The sequence below is a fragment of the Nesterenkonia sp. F genome, from assembly GCF_000220985.1.
GTDB lineage: Bacteria > Actinomycetota > Actinomycetes > Actinomycetales > Micrococcaceae > Nesterenkonia.
The window spans coordinates 1-11,884 of the sequence record NZ_AFRW01000125.1 but is presented as its reverse complement, the minus strand read 5'-3'; the positions used below and the strand labels follow the sequence as shown (position 1 = coordinate 11,884).

General features: G+C 72.6%; 7 protein-coding genes. 5 read left to right on the top strand and 2 right to left on the bottom strand.

Features of this window, described 5'->3' with window-relative positions; translation table 11 throughout:
* From GU5_RS0111895 to tatC, 3 genes are all read left to right on the top strand, one after another.
* On the top strand, positions 1-2,139 hold a 2,139-nt coding region (locus tag GU5_RS0111895; protein WP_010525796.1), incomplete at its 5' end, for a WYL domain-containing protein.
* A 69-nt stretch (positions 2,140-2,208) separates the two neighbouring features.
* A complete protein-coding gene (gene tatA, locus GU5_RS0111890) occupies positions 2,209-2,514 on the top strand; it encodes a Sec-independent protein translocase subunit TatA (protein ID WP_010525795.1) in 306 nt (101 codons plus the stop codon).
* Between the two features lie 5 nt (positions 2,515-2,519).
* Positions 2,520-3,368, top strand: coding sequence for a twin-arginine translocase subunit TatC (gene tatC, locus GU5_RS0111885; protein WP_010525794.1), 849 nt, complete (start codon positions 2,520-2,522; stop codon positions 3,366-3,368).
* 104 nt (positions 3,369-3,472) lie between these two features.
* Here tatC and pepN read toward each other — a convergent pair whose 3' ends face one another.
* A complete protein-coding gene (gene pepN, locus GU5_RS0111880) occupies positions 3,473-6,199 on the bottom strand; it encodes an aminopeptidase N (protein ID WP_010525793.1) in 2,727 nt (908 codons plus the stop codon).
* 526 nt (positions 6,200-6,725) lie between these two features.
* Positions 6,726-8,813 carry an acyl-CoA dehydrogenase gene (locus GU5_RS0111870; RefSeq protein WP_010525791.1) on the bottom strand — a complete coding sequence of 696 codons (2,088 nt, stop codon included), beginning with the start codon at positions 8,811-8,813 and terminating at the stop codon, positions 6,726-6,728.
* Between the two features lie 262 nt (positions 8,814-9,075).
* Between GU5_RS0111870 and GU5_RS0111865 the strand changes: the two genes are divergently transcribed.
* Positions 9,076-10,359 (top strand): acetyl-CoA C-acetyltransferase, encoded by a 1,284-nt coding sequence (locus GU5_RS0111865; protein WP_029514254.1) that lies wholly within the window; start codon positions 9,076-9,078, stop codon positions 10,357-10,359.
* A gap of 7 nt (positions 10,360-10,366) precedes the next feature.
* On the top strand, positions 10,367-11,752 hold the full coding sequence (locus GU5_RS0111860) for a 3-oxoacyl-ACP reductase (RefSeq protein WP_010525789.1): 1,386 nt from the start codon (positions 10,367-10,369) through the stop codon (positions 11,750-11,752).
* Positions 11,753-11,884: the final 132 nt, after the last annotated feature.

The window sequence follows — 11,884 nt, the reverse complement described above, 5'->3', positions numbered from 1 at the left end:
AGCCGGATCGAGGACTATCGCGAGCAGTCCGACCGGACCTTCGACCGCACGCTCAACCGCGACAAGCAGCTGCTGAGCCAGCTCGGCTTCGTCGTCACCGACGCCGCGAGCCTCGGCCGCGGGCCGCAGGACGCCGACGAGGAGTCTGCGGCGACGGCGGCAGGCGCCGGCCAGCAGGACCATCGCTACGTCATCGACCACCGTCGGCAGGGCCTGCCCCCGATGCGGATCACCGCCGCCGAGGCGCTGGCCCTGGACCGGGCGCAGCTGGCCTGGTCCGGGACCGGCGCCCAGCGCAGCATCCGGCGGGCCGTCGGAGCGCTGACCGATGCCGGCCGGATCGACGCCGCGGGCGCCGCGTCGGCCGAGGGCGAAGTGCCGGCCGCCGGGCTCGAGGCGCTGGTCGGGCGCCGGCCGGGGGAGTACCGGCTCGGCGTCGGCGGGGACGCGGATCTGGAACACCTGGAGACGCTGGTCAGCCTGCCCGGCCGTGCACCGGTGACCTTCGACTACACCGCGCGCGGCCGGCATCGTCCGGCGCGGCGCACCGTGGTCCCCTTCGGCTGGGGAATGCGCGGACGCTGGTACCTGGTCGGCCAGGATCTTTCCCGCGACGCAGTGCGGGTCTTCCGGCTGGACCGCATCCACGGGGCCGTCGAGCCCGTCGACGTCTCCGCCCTGGACGGCGAGTCCGCGGAGCGGCTGTCCAGGCTGCGCGGCGACCTGGACGCCGGCGTCGTCGACGCCGGTGCGGTGACCACCGAGCAGCTGGGCGATCTGGGGCCGGTCGAGGAGGGCGAGACCGTCGAGCTGGAGCTGACCGGCTCCGCCGCCGCCGTCCATCGTCCGCTGGCCGCGCCCGGCAGCGTGGAGGAGCTCGACGACGGAGCGGTGCGGCTCACGCTGGAGACCACGCTGCACGACTCGGTCGTCGCCGATCTCGCCGTCCGCCTGCCGGAGGTCCGCCGCGTGGACGGTCCGCGGCTGGTCGGCAAGATCCGTGCTCATCTGCAGGCGGTCTCCACCGCCCACGAGGAGCATCGCGACACCGCCGTCGGCCGGTTGAAGCGGCTCGAGGACCACGGGGAGAGCAGCACCAGCAGCCGCTGGCAGCTCAGTCGAGCGATGGAGGTGCTGCCCTTCCTGCACTCCGCCGGCGGCGCGCCCGTCAGCCAGGTGCTGGGCCGCACCGGCATCAGCGTCGAGGCGCTGCACCGGCTGCTGATCACCGTGGAGCAGGCCGGCAGCTACGACGCCGCCGAGTACGCCGACTTCGTGACGGTCCACCCGACCATCCCGCTGACCCGCCGCGAGTTCGTCGAGCAGATCGTCGACCCCGACGTCACGCTGAGCCTGGAGCTGCCCGCCGGGCGCAGCGCCGAGACGCTCGGCCGGCCGCTGCGGCTCTCCGCCGGCGGGGCGCTCTCGCTGCTCATCGCCCTGGAGGGGCTGATCGCCTCGGACGCGCCGGAGGACGTCGGACTCCAGGAGCCGGCCCGCGCGCTGCGCGAGAAGGTCCGGGGCCTCGCTCCGCCGGAGGTCGTGGAGTCGGCGTCCGCCGCCCGGATCGCCTGGGCACGGACCGACCCCTATGAGCACCAGGCCGCGCTGCGGGCGGCGATCCGCGATGAGCACGCGGTGCGCCTGGACTATGAGAAGTCCGACGGAGTGCGCACGGTGCGCGAGGTCGAGCCGGTGGACCTGGTCCACGACGTCGGGCGCACCTACCTGCGGGCCTGGTGCCGCAGCTCTCGCGGAGAGCGCTATTTCCTGCTCTCGCGCCTCCTGGAGCTGGAGCCGCTGCCCGACTCGCCGATCGGCGCGGAGGCCGCCGTGGTGGCCGCGACGACGGCGACGCGGCCGCGGGTGCCGCACCGTGACGGTGACCCGACCGCGGTGCTGCGCTTCTCCCCGCCGGCGGCCGGCGCCGCGGAGGAGCATGCCCCGCTGCGGCACCGGGTCGACGACGACGGCGCCCGGACGGTGGAGATCAGCTACCGCAGCGACGCCTGGCTGACCGACCTGGGGCTGCGCTCGGCCGGCGACGTGGTGGTGCTGCGTCCGGCGGCCGTCGCCGCCGAGATCCGGCGACGCGCCGCGGAGGGGCTCGCTCGGCTCGACGGCGATGGGGCGGGCTGATCTCCGCCGCGTGATCGCGACCGGCGTCCGGTGGAGTATTCTGGGAGGACGACGAAAGGACGTACTGGTATGAGTCTCGGTCCATGGCAGATCGCCATCATCGCCCTGCTGATCATCCTGCTGTTCGGTGCTCCGAAGCTGCCGCAGCTGGCGAAGTCCGTGGGACAGTCGATGCGCATCTTCAAGTCGGAGGTGCAGACGATGAGCGGCGAGTCGAGCTCGAAGGACTCCTCGCAGGAATCCGCGGAGGAGGGGGAGAAGCCCGCCGTGGAAGGGCGCGTGGTGAACGCGGAGGACCCGACCGCGCAGCGTCGCGGTGAGGGCGCCGCGCAGCGTCGCGGTGAGGGCGCCGAGCAGCGGCGCGACCGCAGCTGACTCCGATGGCGAGGACGCAGACCGGCGATCCCCGCTCCACCGCCCGGCGTCGGCCGCGCCGCCGCGACCCCGAGGGCCGGATGCCGCTGAAGGAGCATCTGCGCGAGCTCCGGAAGCGGCTCGTCCTCGCCGCCGTCGGCATCGTCCTGGGTGCGGTGGTGGGCGTCGTCCTTTACGACCAGATCTTCCAGGCTCTCACCGCCCCGGTGCTGGGCTACGACGACGTCGACCGCACCACCGAGATCGCCTTCAACACCGTCGGGCAGCCGCTCGACCTGATGATCCGCATCTCGCTCTTCGTCGGGATCGTCATCTCGGCGCCGATGTGGCTCTATCAGATCTGGGCGTTCATCATGCCCGGCCTGAAGAAGCGCGAGAAGCGCTATGCGCTGAGCTTCCTGGCGATTTCGGTGCCGCTGTTCCTGGGCGGCATCTGGCTGGCCTATGTGGTGCTGCCCCGGGCGATCCGGTTCTTCTTCACACTGAACCCCGAGGGCACGTCGAACATCATCGCTCCGGACGTGTACTTCACCTTCGTGATCCACCTCTTCTTGGCCTTCGGAGTGGCGATGATCATCCCGGTGGTCCTGGTCGGGGTGAACATGATGGGGCTGATCAGCGGCAAACGGGTCCTGAAGAGCTGGCGCGGCACGGTGATGCTCATCGCGCTGATGTCGGCGCTGGCCGCGCCCGGCGGCGACGCGGTGTCGATGTTCTTCATCGCCGGGCCGCTGGTGGTGCTCTTCGCCGTCGCGATCGTGATCTGCCTGCTCAACGACAAGCGGCGGGCCCGTCGCGACCAGGAGCGGGAGCACGCGAACGAGGCGCTCATCGACGACCCGGGCGAGGTCTGACCCGCTCGCCCGTGTCTGACCCCGCCCACCGGCGATGACTCCGCGGAAGGTGCGGGAACACGGCGATATTCCCGCACCTTCCGCGGAGTCATCCTGTGCAGGGCTCAGCGGCGGGCGGCCTGCTGGGCGCGCAGCCCGCGCAGCAGGTGGTCCTGCTCCTCGCGCAGGATGCGGCGCAGCGCCGCCGGGGCCTGCGGGTGCTCCACCAGCCAGGCCGCGACCTGCCGGGCCGTCGGATGCTCCTCGGGCTCCTGGCCCTCGGCCAGATCCTGGGCCCCCGGGAAGAGCCCGGAGACCACGCGGGTGGCCTGCCCCTGGCTCATCTGTCGCCAGATGTCCTCCAGTGCGGCGAAGTACGTCGCATCGTGGACCTCGATCAACGACCGCGGCCCGCAGGAGAAGCCGTCGATGGTGGCGGTGAGGTGGTCGTTGGACAGTTCCTCGCCGTCCTCGTCGATCCCGCTGATCGCCTGCTCCAGGGCGTTCTCCTTCACCACGGCGTGCGGGCGGGCGGCCAGCGCCAGCCGGTGGGCGATGCGGCCGCGAGCGGTGGTGCGGGCCTCCAGCTCGGCGTCCAGCTGCGCGGCCTCGGTGCGACCATGGACCGTCAGCGCCTGCAGGAAGGCCCAGCGCAGCTCCTCGTCGACCTCCAGGCCCTCGATCCCGTGACCGACGGCGTCGCCGTCGAGCAGCGCGGCCAGCAGGTCCAGCTGCGTGTCCGTCCTGCGCGAGACCATCGCCAGCGTGCGCGCGGCGGCCCGCTGGCGATCGCCCCCGGCCTCCTCGGCCAGGTAGCCGGCCAGCCGGTCGGCGAAGCGAGCCTGCAGGGCCTCGCGCTCCTCTGTCGGGGTGAAGGCCTGCAGGGCGCGGTCGGCCTGACGCAGCAGGCTCTGGACGACGCTGACCTCCTCGATGGCCAGCCCGAGCTCCATCACCGCCTCGACGAAGCGGCGGGCGGGCAGCTCGCCGTCGCGGACCATCGACCAGAGCGCGGCCCAGACCGTCGCCCGGGCCAGCGGGTCGGCCACCGGGTGGGTGAGCACCGCGGCGGTGGATTCGGCGTCGAGCCGCAGCTTCGCATAGGTCAGGTCGTCCTCATTGGGCAGCAGCAGCCGCGGCGTGCCGTCGGCCGGCAGCTGCAGATCCTCGACGACGACGCGGCCGGCCGGGTCGTCGGGGGAGAGCCGGACCTCGGCGACGTCGGCGACGCGCAGCTCCCCGGAGGCCGCGTCGAGGGCGTGGACCGCGCAGCGGATGCGGTGCGGCCGGGAGACCGGCCGCTCGGTGGCCGGATCGAGGCCGGTCTGGGTCACCAGCACGTGCCGCGCCGACGCGCCGGAGCCCTCGACGTCGGCGGCCAGCTCGGGCACGCCGGCGGTCTGCAGCCAGGCCCGCGCCCAGCGGCCCATGTCCTCGCCCGAGACCTCCTCGAGCACCGCCAGGAAGTCCTGCAGCGTGGCATTGCCGAAGGCGTTCCGGGAGAAGTAGCGCCGCGCGGCGGTGCGGAAGGCCTCGCGCCCGACGGTCGCGGCGAGTTGTTTGAGCACGCTGGCGCCCTTGGCGTAGGTGATGCCGTCGAAGTTCTGATCGGCGGCCTCGAGATCGGCGATGTCGGCGACGATCGGGTGGGTGGTCGGCAGCTGGTCCTGCACGTAGGCCCAGGCCTTGCGCCCGTTGGCGAAGGAGATCCACGAGGTGGTGAAGTCGGTGGCCTCGTCGACGGCGAGCGCGCCCATGTAGTCGGCGAAGGACTCCTTGAGCCACAGGTCGTCCCACCACTGCGGGGTGACCAGGTCGCCGAACCACATGTGGGCCATCTCGTGCATCAGCGTGTTCGCCCGGGTCTCGTGCTGGGCGTCGGTGGCGGCGGTGTCGAAGACGTGCTTCTCGGTGAAGGTCACCAGCCCCGGGTTCTCCATGGCGCCGAGGTTGTACTCGGGCACGAAGGCCTGGTCGTAGGTGCCCCAGGGATAGGGGCGGGCGAACTCGGCATGGAAGAAGTCCAGGCCGCGGCGGGTGAGGCCGAAGAGCTCCTCGGCGTCGAGGTGCTCGGCCAGCGAGGCACGGCAGAGCAGCGCCAGCGGGATCTCGAACTCCTCCCCGTCGGCGACGCCGCCGCGCCAGGTCGACTCGACGCAGTGGTACGGGCCGGCCAGCAGCGCGGTGATGTAGCTGGACATCACCGGGGTCTCGGCGAACTCGACGCGGACCAGCCCGGCGTCGAGGCCTCCTGCGGCGCCCTCGACCGGGATGCGGGAGACCTCGGCGCCGTTGGAGCGCAGCCGCCAGGTGTCCGGGCCGGTGATGCTGATCCGGAAGCGGGTCTTCAGATCAGGCTGCTCGAAGACCGGGAAGACGCGGCGGGAGTCGGCGGGCTCGTACTGGGTGTAGAGGTAGACCTGTCCGTCGCCGGGGTCGACGAAGCGGTGCAGCCCCTCGCCGGAGCGGGAATAGACCGAGATGGTGTGCAGCTCGACCTCGTTCTGCTCCTGCAGCCGCGGCAGACGGATGCGGGCGGTCCCGACGTGCTCGGCGACGTCGAGCGTCTCGCCGTTGAGGACCACCGACTCGACCGAGGCTCCCAGGTAGTCCAGGAAGGTCTCGGCGCCGGGCGTCGCGGAGGTGAAGGAGATGCGGGTGCGCACCGGATAGGTGGTCTGCCCCTCGGCGGCGGCGTCGCGCAGGTCGACGTCGACGGCGCAGGAGGTCACCTGCAGGTGCTCCGCACGGGCGGCGGCCTCCTCCCGGGTGAGGTTCTCGACGTCGGACCGGTCGACGGGCGACGAGGACGCCGGGGAGGACGAGGGGACGGGAGATGCGGGCGATGTCATGGGCATGCCCCTCATTCAAGCCCTCCGGAGGCTCTCCCGCAACGCCGCCGGCCGGATCGCCGGCACGGTCGGCGGACTCAGTCGCAGGTGTCGCAGAGCCCGGAGAGCGGCAGCTCGATGAAGCAGCTCGGGCACAGCCCGTGCCGCAGGCGAGAGCTCTGACCTGCCGGAGCCGCAGACGGGGCCGCCGGCGGGGCATGCTCAGCATGCTCAGCATGCTCGGCGTGCGGCGTCGCGGCGTCGTCCGCTTCGGAGGGGGCCGCGGAGCTCAGGCCTGCGACCGCGTCATGCGCCTGGCGGGTCCGGAGAGCCGGGGGTGACGACGTCGTCGGGGAGGGCGGGCCGTCGGCTGCGGGGTCGATCGTCGCGTCGGGGGACTGGGGCTCTTCGTCTCGCATCGGACATTCACCACCGGGGAACGTTCGTCGTCCTCGCCCTCAGGATAGGGGCGCCGTCCCGCCCCGGACCAGGAGCCCGGGCCGGCGGCCGGTCCCCGTCCCGGGGGATCCGGTCGCCGGCCCGCCGGTCACCGCCGACGCAGCGTCTTCTCGTCCACCGGAGCGTCCCCCGAGGCTCGCCGGCGGCGGTGGAACTCGGCCGCCTCGGCCTGCCGCTCGGCCTCGGCGCCGGAGGCGACCTCCATGCGCAGGTGGTCCGCGGTGTAGCCGAAGCACTCGGCGATCTGCCGGGCATAGGGCCGCACGCGCGCCAGCAGCCGGTTGAGATAGGGCGTCAGGGTCCGCGCCCGCTGGGCGGAGATCCGCCCGTGGAGCAGGTGCCAGTCGAGGTGATGCTCGATCGTCGACAGCGCGTGGATGTCGCGCAGCCAGGTCAGCACAGTGCGGGTGTCCTCATGCTCGACGGTCTCCAGCGCCTGGGTGAAGGACTCCCAGAGCAGCAGATCGGCGTGCGCCGCCGCGGCGGAGATGATCTGGTGCTGGTGCTCGTTGAACGCCTCGGCCTTCTCCGCCGGTCCGAGCTTGGAGGTGCTGCGCAGCGCGGAGGCGACGTCGGCGACCATCTGCCGCACCCGGTCGGAGAGCAGGCTGCGCTGCACCTCGGTCTGCTTGAACCAGTTGGCGCTGCGCCGCTCGTCCCCGGTGTCCTGCACGTTCTGCAGCGCGCGGCGCAGGCCGAAGCGGTGCAGCACCGTCGACTGCGCCTGGGAGACGACGTAGCGCGAGAGGGCGCCGACGTCGGCCTGGCGGAACTCGGCGGCGTAGTCGCTGAGCAGGCGCTTGGCCACCAGCTGCAGCAGCACGTTGTTGTCGCCCTCGAAGGTCGCATAGACGTCGAGGTCGGCGCGCAGCGTCGCGAAGCGGTTCTCGGCCATGAATCCGGCGCCGCCGCAGGCCTCGCGGGCCTCCTGCAGGGTGTCCAGCGCATGCCAGGTCGCGGTCGGCTTGAGCGCGGCGGCCAGCGTCTCCAGCTCCTGACGGTTCTCGTCGGAGTCGTCGGCGCCGGAGAAGACGTCGTCGAGCTTGGTCAGCAGCTTCTCGTGGGCGAAGCCGGCGGCCACTGTGGTGGCCAGCTTCGGGATCAGCCGTCGCTGGTGCAGCTGGTAGTCCATCAGCACCTCCTCCTCGGTGGTGGAGGAGGCGTGGAACTGCCGTCGCTGCTCGCCGTAGGTGATCGCGCCCTGCAGCGCGATCTTCGAGGCGGCGATGGAGGCGCCGGTCAGCGAGACGCGGCCCTGCACCAGGGTGCCCAGCATGGTGAAGAAGCGCCGGCCCGGGCTCTCGATGGGGGAGCTGTAGGCGCCGTCGGCGGCGACGGCGCCGTAGCGGTCGAGCAGGTCGGCGCGCGGCACCCGGACGCGGTCGAAGCTCAGCCGGCCGTTGTCCACTCCGTTGAGCCCGCCCTTCTCGCCGTCGTCGGAGATGGTCACGCCGTCGCGCGCCGTGCCGTCCTCGTCGCGGATGCGGCAGTAGAAGCAGTGCACGCCGTGGTTCACGCCGTTTGTGATCAGCTGCGCGAAGACCACCGCGTCGCGGCCGTGGACCGCGGCGTTGCCCAGGTATCGCTTGGTGGCGCCGGTGAAGGGCGTGTGCAGGACGAACTCCTCGGACTCCGGATCGTACTCGGCGGTGGTGCCGATGGAGGCGACGTCGGAGCCGTGGCCGATCTCGGTCATCGCGAAGGCGCCGGGGACCCTGAGGTCGACGATCGGCGGCAGCAGGCGCCGGTGGTGCTCCTCGGATCCCAGGTGCATCACCGCCGCGCCGAAGAGCCCCCACTGGACGCCGGCCTTGATCTGCAGCGAGGGATCGGCGACGACGAGCTCCTCGAAGGCGGCGATGTTCGCCCCGTGGGCGTCCTGGCCGCCGTACTCCTTCGGGAACGCCCGCTGGACGGCGCCCTCCTCGACGAGCCCGGCGAGCTGGGCGAAGACGCGCTCGCGGTGCTCGGCGGTGGACAGCCCCTCGATGCGGTGGAACCGCGGGTCGGCGGCGACGGCGCGCGCGGTCCGCCGGGTCTCGGCCCAGCGGCCCAGCAGCAGCTCCTGCAGCACGGCGCCGTCCGGCTCCGGGCGGCCCCGGGCGTCGTCGGCGGTGTCCGCGGTGCCGGCGGTGCCGGAATCGCGGGCGGCGGTCGGGCGGGCGGTCTGGCTCATGGTGCGCTCCTCTGATGTGCTGATCCGGCGTGCTGGTCCTCGGTCTGGTCGGTGCCCCGACCGGCCGATCGCCGGAGGGGCTGACCAGGGCGGGGACGGCGTGCGGCCCGCGTCTCGGACTGAGGGCGGTCGACCCTGCCGGCGGATGTCCGTGTGACAGTGACGGCCACCACAGGTAGTCTAAGATACTGATCAGTAATAAATCCACGTCCCGACCGCTCGAACCCCCGAGCTTGAGGAGAGTGCCGCATGTACACCGTCGATCGCCCCCCGAGACGCCGTGATCATCGGGGGCAATCGGATCCCCTTCGCCCGCGCCCACAAGGCCTACGCGGGCGCGTCCACCCAGGACATGCTGACGTCCGCGCTGAACGGGCTCGTCGCCCGCTTCGCCCTGCAGGGCGAGCAGCTCGGCGCCGTCGCCGGCGGGGCGGTGATGAAGCACCCGAAGAACTTCAACCTCGTCCGCGAGTCGCTGCTGGGCACCCCGCTGGATCCGCGGACTCCGGCCCATGACGTGCAGATGGCCTGCGCCACCGGCATGGAGGCCATCGGGTCGCTGGCCGACAAGATCCGCCTGGGGCGCATCGACTCGGCCGTCGGCGGGGGAGTGGACTCGATCTCCGACGCTCCGATCGTGGTGACCGACGCGCTGCGCGGCATCCTGATGGAGGCCAGCCGGGCCAAGACTCCCGTCCAGCGGCTCAAGGCGCTGGCGAAGATCCGCCCGGGGCACCTCGCGCCGCAGGCGCCGGGCGTGGACGAGCCGCGCACCGGCATGTCGATGGGCGAGCACATGGCCGTCACCGCCCACCAGTGGGGCATCACCCGGAGAGAGCAGGACGAGCTGGCCCTGGCCAGCCACCAGAACCTCGCCGCGGCCTGGGACCGCGGATTCTTCGACGACCTGGTCACCCCGTTCCGTCATGTGGCGAAGGACGACAACCTGCGCCCCGACTCGACGCTGGAGAGGCTCGGCTCGCTCGCGCCGGTCTTCGGGAAGGACCTCGGCGAGGAGGCGACGATGACCGCGGCGAACTCCACCGCGCTGACCGACGGCGCGGCGACCGTGCTGCTGGGCAGCGAGGAGTTTGCCGAGTCCCGCGACCTGCCGCAGCTGGCGACCTTCGTCGACCACGAGCTGGCCGCCACGGACTTCGTCGACGGCGCCGAAGGCCTGCTCATGGCGCCCACGCGCGCCGCGGCACGGATGCTCACCCGGCACGGGCTGACCTTCGACGACTTCGAATACGTCGAGATCCACGAGGCCTTCGCCTCCACCGTGCTCGCCCAGATGAAGGCCTGGGAGGACGAGGAGTTCTGCCGCGAGCACCTCGGCCTCGACGGCGCGCTGGGCCGCATCGACCGCAGCCGGCTGAACGTGGACGGCTCCTCGTTGGCCGCCGGCCACCCGTTCGCGGCCACCGGCGGGCGCATCGTGGCCTCGCTGGCCAAGCGGCTGCACGGCAAGCCGGGGAAGCTGGGCTTCATCTCGGTCTGCGCCGCCGGCGGCCAGGGCATCACCGCGATCCTGGAAGGACGGTGAGCCGACGATGACGCAGCGGACCGCGCAGTCTCGGCCGACGGCACGGCCGCGGCCCACCGACACCTACACCGCGCTGGTCAACACCGAGCTCGGACGGCGCATCGGCCGCGCGCTGGGCCTGCCGCGTCCGGCGCCGCTGCGCCGGCACGCACCGGGGGCGGCGCTCGCCGACGGTCCGGTGCTCGTGCTCGGAGAGACCTCCGTCGCCGAAGAGGTCGCCCAGCTGCTGCTGCGCTGGGGGCTGGACGTGCGTCGCCACATCGGCCCCGAGGAGCGGCTGTCCGGCGTCGTGGCCTGCTTCGACGCCGTCTCGTCCCCGGGGGACCTGCAGCCGACGGTGCTGCGCCTGGCCGGCGTGCAGCGGCAGATCGCTCCGTCGGGTCGGGTGATCACCGTGCTGCGCGATCCGGAGGAGGCTCGCGACCCGGCGGTGCGCGCGGCCCGTCGCGCGGTCGAGGGGCTGACCCGGTCGCTCGGTCGCGAGATGCGCGCCGGGGCGACGGCCAACGGCGTGGTGCTGCAGGAGTCGCTGGAGGCGGCGGCCCCCGGCGTGGCCGGAGTGCTGCGCTTCCTGCTCTCCGGGCGCTCGGCCTTCGTCTCCGGACAGTTCCTCGCCGTGGACAGCGTCAACGGCACGCTGCCCGAGGACTGGGATCGCCCGCTGGCCGGCCAGGTCGCCGTCGTCACCGGCGCGGCCCGAGGGATCGGGGCCGCCATCGCCCGCACGCTGCACCGCGACGGCGCGCAGGTGATCGCCGTCGACGTCCCGCCCGCCGGCGAGGCCCTGGCGACGGTGGCGAACGAGGTCGGCGGCACTGCGCTGCAGCTGGACATCACCGCCGAGGACGCCGGAGACCGTATCCTCGAGCATGCCGAGCAGCGGCACGGCCGGCTCGACGTCGTCGTGCACAACGCCGGGATCACCCGCGACAAGCTGCTGGCCAACATGGACGCCTCCCGGTGGAGCTCGGTCATCGCGGTCAACCTCGAGGCCCAGCTGCACATCAACCGTCGCCTGCTGGCCTCGGAGCTGTTCTCGCAGGCGCCGCGGATCGTCTCGCTGGCGTCGACCTCGGGGATCGCGGGCAACCGGGGGCAGACCAACTACGCGGCCTCGAAGGCCGGCGTGATGGGCATGGTCGCCGCCTCGGCGCCCGAGCTGGAGTCGCGGCACGGCACGATCAACGCCGTGGCCCCGGGATTCATCGAGACCGAGATGACCGCGAAGATGCCGATGATCGCCCGTGAGGTCGCCCGTCGGCTGAACTCGCTCAGCCAGGGCGGCCGGCCCGAGGACGTCGCCGAGACGGTGGCGTTCCTGGCCTCGCCGGCCGCCGGCGGCACCAGCGGCATGACGCTGCGCGTCTGCGGCCAGAATCTGATCGGCGCCTGAGGAGGTACCCGATGTCCGAGACGTTCTCCGATGGGTCCGCCGAGCCGCGCGGGGCCCATGATTCCCCCGCGAGTCCGGCGCCCGCCGTCGCCGACCTCCGACGGATCGAGGTGCCGTCGCTGGTCGGTCTCT